General features: G+C 72.0%; 13 protein-coding genes. 8 read left to right on the top strand and 5 right to left on the bottom strand.

Going from position 1 to position 13,922, the window contains the following annotated elements; translation table 11 throughout:
* Both ACQKIP_RS23570 and ACQKIP_RS23575 read right to left on the bottom strand, forming a co-directional pair.
* Positions 1 to 408, bottom strand: a 408-nt coding sequence (locus ACQKIP_RS23570) for an N-acetylmuramoyl-L-alanine amidase (RefSeq protein WP_427743995.1), incomplete at its 3' end; no start/stop codon positions are given.
* Between the two features lie 116 nt (positions 409 to 524).
* Positions 525 to 1,310: an SDR family NAD(P)-dependent oxidoreductase gene (locus tag ACQKIP_RS23575; RefSeq protein WP_365852636.1), complete on the bottom strand. Its 786-nt coding sequence runs from the start codon at positions 1,308 to 1,310 to the stop codon at positions 525 to 527.
* A gap of 145 nt (positions 1,311 to 1,455) precedes the next feature.
* Here ACQKIP_RS23575 and ACQKIP_RS23580 point away from each other — a divergent pair, with 145 nt between their 5' ends.
* Positions 1,456 to 2,175, top strand: coding sequence for a TetR family transcriptional regulator (locus ACQKIP_RS23580; RefSeq protein ID WP_427743996.1), 720 nt, complete (start codon positions 1,456 to 1,458; stop codon positions 2,173 to 2,175).
* 61 nt (positions 2,176 to 2,236) lie between these two features.
* Here the strand turns inward: ACQKIP_RS23580 and ACQKIP_RS23585 are convergent, their stop codons facing one another.
* Together ACQKIP_RS23585 and ACQKIP_RS23590 are read right to left on the bottom strand one after the other, a co-directional pair.
* Positions 2,237 to 3,346, bottom strand: a complete 1,110-nt coding sequence (locus ACQKIP_RS23585) for a PP2C family protein-serine/threonine phosphatase (protein ID WP_365852634.1) — start codon at positions 3,344 to 3,346, stop codon at positions 2,237 to 2,239.
* Between the two features lie 142 nt (positions 3,347 to 3,488).
* Complete coding sequence (locus tag ACQKIP_RS23590; RefSeq protein ID WP_365852632.1) at positions 3,489 to 3,977, bottom strand: GNAT family N-acetyltransferase; 489 nt, start codon at positions 3,975 to 3,977, stop codon at positions 3,489 to 3,491.
* A gap of 153 nt (positions 3,978 to 4,130) precedes the next feature.
* On the opposite strand from ACQKIP_RS23590, the gene ACQKIP_RS23595 reads away from it, so the two are divergent.
* The 3 genes from ACQKIP_RS23595 (at position 4,131) to ACQKIP_RS23605 (ending at position 9,018) form a co-directional block, all read left to right on the top strand.
* Positions 4,131 to 5,066, top strand: coding sequence for a TIGR01777 family oxidoreductase (locus tag ACQKIP_RS23595; RefSeq protein ID WP_365852630.1), 936 nt, complete (start codon positions 4,131 to 4,133; stop codon positions 5,064 to 5,066).
* A gap of 208 nt (positions 5,067 to 5,274) precedes the next feature.
* Entirely contained in the window at positions 5,275 to 6,615 is a 1,341-nt protein-coding gene (locus tag ACQKIP_RS23600; protein ID WP_365852628.1) for an NAD(P)/FAD-dependent oxidoreductase, read from the top strand.
* A 264-nt stretch (positions 6,616 to 6,879) separates the two neighbouring features.
* The gene (locus tag ACQKIP_RS23605; RefSeq protein WP_365852626.1) at positions 6,880 to 9,018 is read left to right on the top strand and encodes a family 20 glycosylhydrolase; all 2,139 of its coding nucleotides are present in this window, start codon (positions 6,880 to 6,882) and stop codon (positions 9,016 to 9,018) included.
* Between the two features lie 73 nt (positions 9,019 to 9,091).
* Here the strand turns inward: ACQKIP_RS23605 and ACQKIP_RS23610 are convergent, their stop codons facing one another.
* Entirely contained in the window at positions 9,092 to 10,537 is a 1,446-nt protein-coding gene (locus ACQKIP_RS23610; protein ID WP_365852624.1) for a regulator, read from the bottom strand.
* A gap of 219 nt (positions 10,538 to 10,756) precedes the next feature.
* Between ACQKIP_RS23610 and lipB the strand changes: the two genes are divergently transcribed.
* The 4 genes from lipB to ACQKIP_RS23630 all read left to right on the top strand — a co-directional run bounded on the left by lipB (position 10,757) and on the right by ACQKIP_RS23630 (position 13,861).
* Positions 10,757 to 11,593: a lipoyl(octanoyl) transferase LipB gene (lipB, locus tag ACQKIP_RS23615; protein ID WP_365852622.1), complete on the top strand. Its 837-nt coding sequence runs from the start codon at positions 10,757 to 10,759 to the stop codon at positions 11,591 to 11,593.
* Between the two features lie 118 nt (positions 11,594 to 11,711).
* Positions 11,712 to 12,677, top strand: coding sequence for a lipoyl synthase (locus ACQKIP_RS23620; RefSeq protein ID WP_160504647.1), 966 nt, complete (start codon positions 11,712 to 11,714; stop codon positions 12,675 to 12,677).
* A gap of 248 nt (positions 12,678 to 12,925) precedes the next feature.
* Positions 12,926 to 13,129 carry a hypothetical protein gene (locus tag ACQKIP_RS23625; protein ID WP_365852620.1) on the top strand — a complete coding sequence of 68 codons (204 nt, stop codon included), beginning with the start codon at positions 12,926 to 12,928 and terminating at the stop codon, positions 13,127 to 13,129.
* A 30-nt stretch (positions 13,130 to 13,159) separates the two neighbouring features.
* Positions 13,160 to 13,861 (top strand): DUF4191 domain-containing protein, encoded by a 702-nt coding sequence (locus ACQKIP_RS23630; protein ID WP_427743998.1) that lies wholly within the window; start codon positions 13,160 to 13,162, stop codon positions 13,859 to 13,861.
* Positions 13,862 to 13,922 lie beyond the last annotated feature (61 nt).

The raw sequence follows: 13,922 nt of genomic DNA on the forward strand, positions 1-13,922 counted from the left end.
CTCGTAGATCGTTCCGCACCGGTCGACGAGGAAGTTGTAGCCGATGTCGTCCCACTGCCTGCTCTCGGTCTGGCCGGTGTACAGATAGCGGATGGTGCGCGGGGCGTCGGCGCAGTCGTAGTCGTTCGGGGTGTCCGTGTGGTGCACGAACACCGCCTTGACCCGCTTGGCATACCGGGCGGGCGGCCCGCGCTCCGCACCGTCCAGCCACTCGGAGCGCGGCACGATCCGGGGCTTGGCCGCCCCATGCCCCCTCGCCTGCCCCGCCGGGTGCCCCTTCGCCTGCCGCGGCCCGCCCTGCCCCGACGCCCCCGCCACGCCGGGGCCCGCGAACAGCACGCACATCAACAAGAGCCCCACCGCCGCGAACCGGGGCAGGCGGCCGAGCACCGCACGCAAGACACGCATGGTCCGACTGTCCGGCCCGCCCCCGCGGCCCGCGATCCCCGATCCGCCGTTCGAGTGAACCGGAATCCGCTGCTCCGCAGCAGCGGAACCCTCCTCCCCGGACGGCGTCCGGGCTGTCAGAAGTGGGTGCCGCCGTCGACCCGGACCTCGGTTCCGGTGATGAACTTGCCGTCCTGCGAGCCGAGCAGGGCGACCACGGAGGCCACGGATTCCGGTCCCGCGAAGCCCTGCCCGATGGCGGGTGCCAGCTTCACGAACAGGCTCATGTCGGCGTCCTCGGGCAGGCCGGGGCCCACGCTCTGCCTGCTGGCACCGCTGCCGTCGGTCATGCCGCTCGATATGGAGCCGGGCTGGACGGAATTGAAGCGGATGCCCCGCTTGCCGTACTCCGCGGCCAGCGCGTGCGTCATGGACTGGATGCCGCCCTTGCTCGCCGCGTACGCCGCCATGTACGGGTGGGCGAACATCGCGGAGGTGGAGCTGAAATTGACGACGGCGGCGTCCTCTCCCGCGAGGAGGGCCGGGATCGCCTCGCGGATCACCAGGAACGTGCCGACGAGATTGATCCGTATGACGTGCTCGAAGGAGTCCAGGCTGGTCTCGTGCGTATGCGAGGAGCGGAGCACGCCCGCCGCGTTCACCAGGACGTCCAGGCCGCCGAGCGCGGTGACCGCGGCGGCGACGCCCTCGCGCACCGCGGCCTCGTCGGAGATGTCGACCACGAGGGTGGTGAGGCGCTCCGCCGCGGTGCCCGCCTTGTCCACGGTGTCCTTCAGGCCCGCCTCGCTGACGTCGGCGGCCACGACCCTGCCGCCCTCCGCGAGGATCCGCAGGACGGTGGCCTGCCCGATGCCCGAGCCGCCGCCGGTGATGAGTGCGCGACGGCCTGCGTAGCGGTCCATGAGGTGTCTCCGTTCAACTTCCGGGCTCCCGGATCCGCCCATGGATCCGGCTTTCCCGATCTGATTTCAATGTACGCCTCTGTGGCACGTTTTGCCATGCCGACAATTCATGTATCAGGGTGAGAATCCCGCGTAGGCTGCGGGGGTGAGCACCCAGCCGTCACCACCCCCGCCCCCGCGGCAATCGCCGTCGCCGCAGGCCCCGCAACCGTCGCTGACCGAGCGCCGCAAGGCCGCCACGCAGCTCGACATCGCCCGCGCCGCGGCCGAGCTCTTCGCCGAGCGCGGCCCGGACGGCACCACGGCCGAGGAGATCGCGGGCCGGGCCGGCGTGGCGCTGCGCACCTTCTACCGGTACTTCCGCAACAAGCAGGACGCGGTCGCACCGCTCCTCGCGGGCGGCGCCGCCGAGTGGCGGGCCCACCTGGCGGGGCTCGACCCGGCCGCGGGAGTGCCGACGGCCCTGGAGCAGTCCATCGCCGACGCGCTCACCGCGACGGACGACCGCGCGGCCGAGGCACTGGAGTGGACCCGCGGCCTGCTGCGCGCCGCGCAGGACGATCCGGCACTGCGCGCCGTCTGGTACCGCGTGAACCAGGAGTCCGAGGAGCAGCTCGTGCCCGTAATCGCCCGCCTGGCCGCCGGCAGAGCGGACGCCGCCGCCGACGCAGACGCCGCAGACGACCTCGACGTGCGCCTGACGGCCGCCGCGGCCACGGACGCCGTCCGCCTCGCCCTGGAGACCTGGGCCGCCACGGACGCTCCCGCCGAGGGCCCCGGCTCCCCCGCCGACCTGGCGGTGCGCTGCCTGCGCGAACTGACGGGCGGACTGCGGCTCCTGGCCGCCGGACGCGAAGACGGCTGACTCCGGAGCCGGCAGCCCCGGGTCCCGCTACGACCCCGCTCCCGCCAGGACCCCGGCCCCGCTACTGCGCCGGGTCCAGCGAGAACGCCAGTAGCGCCACGTCGTCCCCCACTCCCCCGCAGAACCGCATCAGGTCCTGCCAGACCGCCGAGGTCAGCGCCGCGGGGTCGTCCAGGGCCTCGGCGCAGAGCACCTCGACGCGCTCGGTCAGCGGGTAGAAGGTGCCGTAGGCGTTGCGCGCCTCGGTCACCCCGTCGGTCACCACGAGCAGCCGGTCGCCGGGCTTCAGGGCCAGGCTCGTCTCCTGGGGCGGGGCGAGCCCGGCGATTCCCAGGCCCAGCGGCGCGCCCGGCGCGACGGTCAGCTCCTCGACGTACCCGCCCCGCAGCAGCAGCGGGGGCGGATGGCCGCAGGAGACGATCCGCAGCTCGGAGGCGTCGTTCCGGAACTCCAGGAGCGCGGCGGTGGCGAAGAGCTCCGCGTGCTCGGACTCCTCGGAATCGACCACGAGACGGCGGTCGAGCCGGGCGGCGACCCCCTCCAGGTCGGGCTGGTCGAGCACCGCCTCGCGGAAGGCCCCGAGCAGGGCCGCGACCGTGCCGACCGCCGCAAGGCCGTGCCCCTGCACGTCACCGACCAGCGCCCGCACGCCGACCGTGCCCTTGCGTACGTCGAAGAGGTCGCCGCCGACCAGCGTCCCGCCCTGTGCCGCGCGGTAGAGGCCCGCACAGCGCACCGGGCCCACGCGCTCCGGAAGCGGCGGCAGGACGGCGAACTGGGCGGCCTCGGCGACGGTGCGCACGGTGACGAGCTGGGCGTCGCGCCGGCTGCGTACCCAGGCGAACACGACGCTCAGCAGCGCCACGAAGGCCACCGTCAGCAGATCGCTGTCCCCCGGGCGGCCCAGTCCGAAGCCCGGCATCTGGAGCAGCAGCACCGCGGCGCCGCCGAAGAGGGCCGTGGCCGGGGCGCCGTACGAAAGGGCGGCCAGCGGCGGCACGGCGGCGAGCAGGAAGCTGAGGTCGATCGTCACCGGTGTGGCCAGCTGGATGACGCAGATCAGGACGAGGAGCGCGGGCGGGGGCCAGCGCACCCAGTGGGGCGGCGGTGCCCCGCGCAGCCACCCCGGCTCGTCACGGTCCCGCCGAGTGGCAGCAGCGACCCTGAACATCGGTTCGCTCCTTCCGGTCGGCCTCCCCACGCTCCTACGCGCGCGTGCCCGCCGCACGCCGGGCCGGTCCCGTCGGGTGCCGGGCCCTTGTCGGCCGGACGGCGGGCCCGGACTGCCCGCAGTGCCCGCAGTGCCCCGAGCGTCAGAGCACCCGCCCCATCAGCACGTCGTCCACGTAAGAGCCGTCGAGGAAGAACTCACCCGGCAGCACCCCCTCGATCACGAACCCCTCGGAGGCGTAGAGGGCCCGCGCCGGGGTGTTGTGGCCGAGCACCCGCAGGGTGATGCGGCGCGCGCCCTGGCGGCGGGCCTCGTCGACCGCGGCCCTGAGCAGCTCGCGGCCCACTCCCTTGCCGCGCGCCTCGTCCGAGACGGCCAGGCCCAGGATCTGGCGCACATGGGCGTTGGCGAGGAGCGGGGTGGGAAAGCCGAGCCGGATGTAGCCGACGACCACGCCGTGCCGCTCGGCGACCAAGTGGTCGCGGGGGCCGAAGCGGTCGGTGAAGAACGGCGGGTACGGGGGCCGCGGAGCCGGCTGTACCGCGTGCAGGGTCGACCAGGTGATGCGGTCGATGCGACCGAGGGCTGCTTCGTCGTCCGGCAGAGCGGTACGTATGTTCGTGTCCGGCATGAGCGTCACTGTACGACGGACGCCGTATGCCTCCCGGCGAGTAATGACGACGGACGCCACACGCCTCCCGGCCGGTAATGACGACGGACGCCACACGCCTCCCGGCGGACATCCCGGACGCCTCCCGGCAGGATTCCGGGGCAGGATGGCGTCATGGAGCCCACCGAGACCGAGCAGTCAGTCCCCTCAGCGCGGCGGTCCCGCATCGCCGTGGCCGGTGCGTCCGGCCTGATCGGAACGGCGCTGGCCCGATCCCTCGCCGACGACGGCCACGAGGTGGTGCGGCTCGTGCGCCGGGCACCCCGCACGCAGCACGAGGTGCGGTGGGACCCCAAGGAGGGATACGTCGACACGGCGGGGCTCGCGGGCTGTGACGCCGTCGTCAATCTGGCGGGGGCCGGAGTCGGCGATCACCGCTGGACCGCCGCCTACAAGCAGGAGATCCGCGACAGCAGGGTGCTCGGCACGACGGCTCTCGCCGAGGCGGCGGCCTCCCTGGACGAGCGGCCCCGCGTCTTCCTGAACGCGAGCGCGATCGGCTACTACGGAGACACCGGTCAGCGCGCCGTGGACGAGAGTGCTCCCGCCGGACAGGGCTTCCTGCCCTCCCTGTGCGTGGAGTGGGAGGGCGCGGCCGCGGCGGCGCACGAAGCGGGCATCCGCACGGTCTTCGCGCGCAACGGCCTGGTGGTGGCGCGCGAGGGCGGTGCCTGGGGGCGGATGTTCCCGCTCTTCAAGGCGGGGCTCGGCGGTCGCCTCGGCAACGGCCGTCAGTACTGGAGCCACATCTCGCTGCACGACGCGGTGGCCGCGCTGCGGCACCTGCTCGACACGGAGTCGCTCTCGGGTCCCGTCAATCTGACGGCGCCCGAACCGCGCACCAACCGTGAGGTGACGGCCGCGATGGGGCGGGTGCTGCACCGGCCCACGCTTTTCACGGCACCGTCGCCCGCGCTGCGCGTCGTGCTCGGCGAGATGGCCGGTGACGTGCTCGGCAGCCAGCGGGTCCTGCCGACCCGGCTCCTGGAGTCGGGATTCTCGTTCGCGTTCCCCGGCATCGAGGAGTCGATCCGCGCGGCGCTGCGATAGAGGGCGGCGCACCGTTCGCCTTCTTCACGGCTGCGATCGACGGGCGAGCGATGTGCGACCTCCGTGCGACCGGCGTGCGACCGTGCACGGTCGATGCGCGACTGCCGCCGGACGTCAGGGCTCCTACCCTCGTGCGGAACTCCGTGATTCCGAAGCCCTGTTGAGGGCATGACGTCCCCAGCAGCCGCGCTACCCCGGGGAGGGGCCCGTGCTTGAGCCTGCGCACCATGCGGATGTCGTCATCGTGGGAGCGGGGGTCGCGGGACTGTCGGCCGCCCACCAGCTGACCAGGGCCGGTGTAACGACCGTCGTCCTGGAGGCCGCCCCTTACGTGGGCGGACGCATGTCGACGGAGAAGGTCGACGGCTTCCGGCTCGACAGGATCGGTCAACTACTCACCACGTCGTATCCCGAGCTGCGCCGCACGCCGGGGCTCGACGCACTCGTGCTGAGGCCCTTCGTGCCCGGTGTCCTGGTGCACAGCGACGGACGGCACCACCGCGCCGTCGAGCCCACCGGGCCCCGGCGCGCAAGGGGCGCACTCACCGCCGCACGCGCCCTCGCAGCCGCCCCCAGGGGGCCGCGGACGACACGGACCGCCCCGCGCACCACCCCCCTCGGCGGCGCGCTCGACCAGGCCCGCCTCGGCGCGGCACTCGCCCGGCTCGCGGCGACGCCCCCGGAGCGCCTGATGACCCGCCCCGAACTCCCCGCGGCCAAGGCCCTCTTCTCCCGCGGCCTGCCCGCGCGCACCGTCAACGGCTTCCTGCGCCCGCTGCTCTCGGCGCTCCTCTGCGACCCGGACCTCACGACGTCCAGCCGGTGCGCGGACCTCGCCCTGCACTCCTTCGCGCGTGGCCGCCTGTGCCTGCCCGAGGGCGGCGCCGAGGTGCTGCCCGAGCTCCTGGCGGCCGCACTGCCGCCGGGGACGATACGCACCGGCGTACGCGTCACCGCCGTCTCCACCACCTCGGTCACGACCGCGGACCACGGCGAAGTGAACTGCCGCGCCGTCCTGCTGGCCACCGACGCCCACGCCGCCGCCGGACTCCTCCCCGGCCTGCGCGTACCGCCCTTCCACCAGGTGACCGTGCTGCACCACGCGGCCCCCCAGCCGCCGCTGGCCGAGCCCGCGCTGCTGCTCGACGCCGACCGCTCGGGTCCGGTCGCGCACACGGCCGTGGTCAGCCTTGTCGACCCTTCGCGCGCCCCCTCGGGCCGGGCACTCATCTCGTCGACCGTCCTCGGTCCGCCGCCGGACGAGCGCGCCGTCCTCGCCCATCTCGCCGATCTGTACGGCACATCGACCGCGGGCTGGGAAACCCTCGCCGTCCATCACACCCGCGACGCGGTGCCCGCGATGCCGCCCCCGCACGATCTGCGCCGCCCGGTGCGGCTGCTCGCGGGGCTCTACGTGTGCGGGGCCCACCGGGACACCAGCACGGTGCAGGGCGCGCTGTACTCGGGCCGCCGCGCGGCGCGGGCCGCGCTCGCGGACCTGGGCGCGGACCCCGCGTACGGGACCGGGGAGCTCCCCATGGCGGCCTGACCCGCCCGACCATCCACCCGCCCACCCCACCCACCAATAGGCCCCCCCCGTAACCCCCTTCGCCCCAGAAGCCAGCCCCGGAAGCCTCCGCACCCCCCACACGGAGGCTTCCGACCTTTCCCGCGCATCCCTGCAACTTCCCTTGCCACACCGGTACCCCACGGCTACGGTCCCACCGGATCGCCAAGCCGCGGGAGGACTCACGTGCGTCGCACCATCCCGGTGATATCGCTCATCCTCGGCCTATTCATGGGAGGTCTATCTTTGCCGACCACCGCAACCGCATCGGGGACCACAGCGCCCTCGGTAGTCCCCCGCCCCACCGACTGGACCGCGCTCGACGGCCGTACGCACCTCACCGAGCGCACCCGCATCCTGATCGACCCGCGCGCGGGTTCCGCCACCGCGCTCCCCCCGGGCCGCAGCGAATTCCCCGGCCCCGCACACCAGTCCGTACGCAAGCTCGCCGCCCAGCTCCGTACGGAGATCAAGCAAGTCACCGGCATCACTCCCCGCATCGCCCCTCTCACGGACCACCGCACGGGCCGACCCGCCGACGGCGACATCACGCTCGGCCTCACCGCCGAGGGGAAGCTCGGCTCGGAGGGCTACACCTTCGACAGCGCGGGCCCGGTCCGCATCGAAGCCGCCTCCACCCACGGCCTCTACTACGGCACCCGCACCCTCCTCCAGCTCCTGCGTTCCACGGCCGACGACCACCGCGCCGTGCCCCGCGCCCGCTCCACCGACCGCCCCGCGCAGGCGATCCGCATGGTCCACCTCGACGCGGGCCGCAAGTACTGGAAGATCCCCTACCTGGAGAACCTGATCCGCAGGATGGGCGACCAGAAGCTCAACACCCTCTTCCTGCACCTCTCCGAGTCCGAGGGCTTCCGCCTGTACAGCCCTGAGTTCCCGGGCCTCGCCGACCCCAGGCACAGCTACAGCCGCGCCGACATCGAGCATCTGAAGGCCTTCGCGGCCCGCCATCACGTGCAGTTGATGCCCGGCCTCGAACTTCCCGGTCATGCCACCGTGATCAGCGAGGCCTTCGGGATCGGCTTCGGGTCCGGCGCCGGCGCGTGCTCGGGCGCACACACGCACTCGCACCTCACGCCCGACTGGATCATCGACATGACCAGCGACAAGGCGATCGCGAAGTCGAAGGAGATCGTCGACGAGTTCGCCGGCTGGTTCGACGCGCCGCTGTTCTCGATCGGCGCGGAGGAGGTCCCCGGCCAGCTCGCCCAGTGCCCGCGCGTGCGGAACCATCTGGCGAGCTCACCCGACGTGTCCACGCTCGGCGACCTCCTCAACCGCTACATCAACACCCTGGACGACGTGGTCGCTTCGCACGGCAAGCGCACGGCCGTCTACAACGGCTCCGAACACCTCGAAGCGCCCCAGCAGAAGGTCCACGCCCCGGTCGTCTTCCTCACCTGGGAGGGCCCGGGCGCCGAACCGGAGATCCCCGGGCACGACGAGATCGCCATCGGCCCGTTCTACGACACCCCGAACAACTACCACCACCTGTATCCGGACGAGCCCTGGATGTACGACAGCTGGGCGCCGAACACCGACCCCGACATGCTCGGCTCCGGCGTCACCAACTGGGCCGACTACAACTTCTGGGCGGACGACGGGTACTTCGAGCAGAGCATGGCGGGCGCCCGCGCGATCCTCGCCGACCGCACCTGGAACAGGACCGCGACGCCGGACACGCTCGCCGACTTCCGGGCCCGCACCGCCCGCATCGGCGACCCGCCGGGCACCACGCCCGCACCGCTGCCGCCCCGCGTCGAGGGCAGGCCGAGCCATCACTGGACGTTCGACGACGCCTCGTACCCCAGCGGCTGGACGTACGCGGGCAGTCCCGGCAACACGATCCTCGCCGAGGACACGGCGGGCGGCCTGCCCGGCACCTCGTACATCATCAACAACCCCACTCCCGTGGACGGCGTGCGCGGCAAGGCGTGGCGCTTCGACTCCGACCGGGACGGCGTGGGCTTCGGCGGTCTGGACGTCGCCGAGCCGTGGACCGCGTCCGTGCAGGTCCGCCCGACGGCCCGGACCGGGGACCAGGTCCTGCTCAGTTCCAGGGCGGGCGCGCTGAAGCTGATGCAGCACGGCACCGGGAAGGTCGGCTTCACGCGGTACGGCACGGCCGACCACAGCTTCGACTACACGCTGCCCCTCGACCGCTGGACCCGCCTGACGTGGGTGACGACTCCGGGGCACACCACCCTGTACGCCGACGGGCGGCGGGTCGGGAGCGTCGCGGCGTCGATCCCCCTGCCGCTGCGGTCCATCGGCACGGAGAAGGCGAGCCTGCGCGGCGACCTCGACGAACTCACCACGTGGGACGAGGCACTCACTCCGCAGGAGATTGCCCGCCTGGGCTGAACCCGTACGCCCGAGGGCGCATGTGTAAGGGGCGGGCCTGCGCAGGCCCGCCCCTTACTTCGCACCCGATCGCTCAGCTCAGCGCCGCGACCCGGTCCCGGTATCCGCGCACCGCCGCCGCGTCGCGGTACGGCTCAAGACGCCGCTCGAAGTCGCGTACGTACTCGAGCGCTCGCACCGACCGCATCTCGCCCGCCGCCTGCGCCGCCTCCGCGCCCAGCTGGCAGGCCTGCTCCAGCTCGCCGAGGCCCAGGCGCGAGGAGGCGAGCACCACCCGGCAGAACAGGCGGCTGCGGGCGTACCCGGGGGCGCGCAGCTGGAGCGAGCGCTCCGCGTGCTGCGCGGCGACGCGGTACTGCTGGAGGTCGCGGTGGCAGTGCCCGAACTCGTCCGCGAGCTGCGCCTCGTCGAAGAACCGCGCCCAGTACGGGACCTCGTCGCCCGGCCGTGACGTCTCCAGGGCCCGCTCGGCGCGCACCATCGACGCCGTGCACGCCCGCACCTCGCCGAGCACCCCGTGCCCGCGCGCTTCGACAGAGTGCAGCAGGGCCTGTACGACGGGCGGTGCGGACGACCCGACGCCCTGCTGCGCCACCCGCGCCAGCTGCACCGCCTCTCTGCCGTGCCCGAGGTAGACGGCCTGCCGGCTCATCGTGATCAGGACGTACGAGCCGTACGCGCGATCGCCCGCCGCCTGCGAGAGCCGCAGCGCCTGGACGTAGTAGCGCTGGGCGAGCCCGTGCGCCGCGATGTCGTACGAGGTCCAGCCCGCCAGCCGGGTCAGGTCGGCGGCGGCGCCGAAGAGCCGCCGCCCGGCCTGCTCGCCGTATGTGCCGCGCAGCATCGGCTCGGCCTCGTGCTCCAGATAGCGCACGAGTGCCTGCCGGGCGTGCCCGCCGCCGTACGCGTGGTCGAGCGCCCGGAAGAGCTCGCCGACGGAGCGCAGGGCCGAGATGTCACCGCTGGTCACTCTCGCCCCGGCGCCCCGCTCGGGCTCCTTGCGCTGGCGGGGCACGGCCGGGCGCCCCTGGGTGGGCACTCTGCCGCCGTTCAGTCCGTGCTCGCCGCGCCCCACCCGGTCGTCGGCGCGGCCGATCAGCCAGTCTCTGCTGGGGACGACGAGCCCGGCCGGGGTGAACGCGATCTTGCGCAGTTCGGCATGGCTCCCGGAGTCCTTGCGCCAGAGCCCGCCGACGATGTCGATCGCCTCTTCGGGGCTCGCCGCGAATTCGAGCCCGGCGTACACCGGCGCACACGCGTCGAGGCCGAGGTCCTGCGCGGAGAGTCTGCGCCCTAACCGCCGGGTGAAGACCTCCGCGATGAGGGCGGGCGTGGTGCCGCGCGGCTGCTGACCGCGCAGCCAGCGGGTCACCGATGTCTTGTCGTACCGCAGATCGAGACCGTGCTCGAGGCCCAGCTGATCGACGCGGCGCGCGAGCCCCGCATTGGAGAAACCGGCTTCTGAGATGAGCGCGGCTAGCTGGCGGTTGGGCGTGCGCTGCGGAGGTCGTTCCGTCATCAGCTGTGCGGTCTCCTGCCTTTCGGGCGTTGCTTGAGCAGCCCTTATGGCTCTATGAACGGCGTGAATGTAGCGGCCCTCACAGGCCTCATCGGGGCCTTCGACCCGCATTCATCCGATCGTGTGAGGATTGACCGGAGGACTGACGAGAATCCGCTGCCCGTACAGTGGCCGGGGGCGCGATATGTGCACGGTGCAGGTTCTAGGGAGGCACTTGCCGTGAGTGAGTTTCAGTTCGTCCGTCTCGGCTTCGGCCCGGACTCGGTCGAATACCAGGAGGCCTGGGACGAGCAGCGCCGCGTACACGCCGCCCGCTTCGCCGACGAGCTCCCGGACACGTGTCTGCTGCTCGAGCACCCGCCGGTCTACACCGCGGGCCGCCGCACCGAGGACAGCGAGCGCCCGCTGGACGGCACCCCCGTGGTCGACGTGGACCGCGGCGGCAAGATCACCTGGCACGGCCCCGGCCAGCTCGTGGGCTACCCGATCCAGAAGCTGCCGCGCCCGGTGGACGTCGTAGCACACGTACGCCGCCTGGAAGAGGCGCTTATCCGTACGTGTGCGGAGTTTGGCCTGGAGACGTCCCGCGTCGAGGGCCGCAGCGGCGTGTGGGTCCTCGGCGACCCCGTCGAGCAGCGTCCGGCCCTCGGCGGCCTCACGCTGGACTTCGACCCCCGGACGCAGGACGACGAGTTCGACGCCCGGTTCAACGGCCCGGAGTACGCGCCGTCCAACGCGGGCCAGCGCCGCGAGGACCGCAAGATCGCGGCCATCGGCATCCGCGTCGCCAAGGGCGTCACGATGCACGGCTTCGCGCTGAACGTGAACCCGGACAACACCTGGTTCGACAAGATCATCCCGTGCGGCATCCGCGACGCGGGCGTGACATCGGTCTCGTACGAGCTGGGGCGCGAGGTCACGATCGCCGACATCCTGCCCGTCGCCGAGAAGCACCTGCGCGATGTGCTGGAGAACGCCGAGCTCAAGCCGCGGGCGGTGGAGAAATCGGCCGACAACGCGGTTGAGCGCCCGGAGGCCGAGAAGGCGAGCGCCTAGACCGGCACGGGCTTCGGGGAATGCACCCCGTCGGCCAGAGGTTGGCCGAGCGTAAGCCCACAGACATGACGGGCGTACCCTGGTGTGCGCCGAAGAATCGAAGCTACAGGGAGCCGATGTGTCCGCAGTCGCACCCGACGGACGCAAGATGCTGCGCCTTGAGGTCCGGAACGCCCAGACCCCGATCGAGCGCAAGCCCGAGTGGATCAAGACCCGGGCGAAAATGGGCCCCGAGTACACCAAGATGCAGAACCTCGTGAAGAGCGAGGGCCTGCACACGGTCTGCCAGGAGGCGGGCTGTCCCAACATCTACGAGTGCTGGGAAGACCGCGAGGCCACCTTCCTCATCGGCGGTGACCAGTGCACCCGGCGCTGCGACTTCTGCCAGATCGACACGGGCAAGCCGCAGGCGCTCGACCGCGACGAGCCGCGCCGCGTCGGTGAGTCCGTCGTCACGATGGACCTGAACTACGCCACGATCACCGGCGTCGCCCGCGACGACCTGGACGACGGCGGCGCCTGGCTGTACGCGGAGACCGTGCGCCAGATCCACGCGATGACGGCGGAGCGCGCCGAGGGCAAGACCAAGGTCGAGCTCCTCATCCCCGACTTCAACGCGGACCCCGACCAGCTGGCCGAGGTCTTCTCGTCCCGCCCCGAGGTCCTCGGGCACAACGTGGAGACCGTGCCGCGCATCTTCAAGCGGATCCGCCCCGGCTTCCGCTTCGAGCGCTCGCTCGAGGTCATCACCCGCGCCCGCGAGGCCGGTCTGGTCACCAAGTCGAACCTCATCCTGGGCATGGGCGAGGAGCGCGAGGAGATCAGCGAGGCTCTGCACGCGCTGCACGACGCGGGCTGCGAGCTCATCACGATCACGCAGTACCTGCGCCCGACGCCGCGCCACCACCCCGTGGAGCGCTGGGCCAAGCCGCAGGAGTTCGTGGAGCTGAAGGAGGAGGCCGAGGAGATCGGCTTCTCCGGCGTCATGTCAGGACCGCTGGTCCGCTCCTCGTATCGCGCGGGTCGCCTCTACCAGATGGCGATCGAGAAGCGCGGGGCGTACGTCGCTTCGCAGGCGGTCTGATCTTCCTGCGGGAGCCCGACTGTGTGAATCGGCGCACAAGTGGCTACTGGCCAGTAGTGGCCGAGATGACGCGGCCCGTACCGTCCCCGCAGGTGAGGGGTGCGTACGGGCCGCGTCAGGGTTTTGCGGCCCGGCGTCAAGGCTTCATCCGTGTTTGACCGGTCGGTCACGCCCTGGTAACACCAATCAGTGACCCTGGAATTACCCCACGTACAGCCCTAGCCATAGCCGCCCAGGAGGGCCCCACCATGCAGGCCGCGCCCGTACGCGCCACCGCCATCCCGTCCGTCACCGACGCGCTCCGTGCCGTCGAGTCGATTCTCATGAGCAGCGGCCAGCGCACCGCCCGCCGCAACGCCTGGACATCCGTGCTCGACGACCGGCGTCGCGCCAAGGACCGGGCAGAGGCGCTGCGCGTGCTCGAAGAGGCCATGCCAACCCGCACGTCGTAGTCACTTCCAGGGACACGTAGACTTCACGACATGGCGAGGAAGGAAAACGCGGCGGACGCTGCGAATCCCGGGCGACTGAAGCAGATCGCTCTGACCTACAAGATGACCCGCAAGGCCGATCCGCGGATCGGTCTCATCATCGCGGCTGTGGGAATCGTCACCTTTGGTGTCTTCCTCGGTATCGGCTTCTTGATCGGTCACCCGATCTATCTCGGCATTCTCGGCTTCGTGCTCGCCTTCCTCGCGATGGCGATCGTCTTCGGGCGCAGGGCCGAGCGTGCCGCCTTCGGGCAGATGGAGGGCCAGCCCGGTGCGGCGGCCGCGGTGCTCGACAAGATCGGCCGCGGCTGGACGACGACTCCGGCGGTGGCGATGAACCGCAGCCAGGACGTCGTGCACCGCACGGTCGGCAAGGCGGGCATCGTGCTCGTCGCCGAGGGCAACCCGAACCGCGTGAAGAGCCTGCTGGCCGCCGAGAAGAAGCGGATGGCACGGGTCGTCTCGGACGTCCCCGTGCACGACGTCATCGTCGGCACCGGCGAGGGCCAGGTCCCGCTGAAGAAGCTGCGTACGACGCTTCTGAAGCTCCCCCGCGTCCTCCAGGGCCCGCAGGTCACGGCGACGAACGACCGGCTGCGCGCCATGGGCGACCTCATGAGCAACATGCCGCTCCCGAAGGGCCCCATGCCGAAGGGCATGCGGATGCCTCGCGGCGGCCCGAAGATGCGGTAATTCCCCGCCTCTACTTGTCTCTACGTACGGCGAAGGCCCCGGAACCGATTCGGTTCCGGGG

The organism is Streptomyces sp. NPDC059900 (assembly GCF_050270335.1).
Classification (GTDB): Bacteria; Actinomycetota; Actinomycetes; order Streptomycetales; family Streptomycetaceae; genus Streptomyces.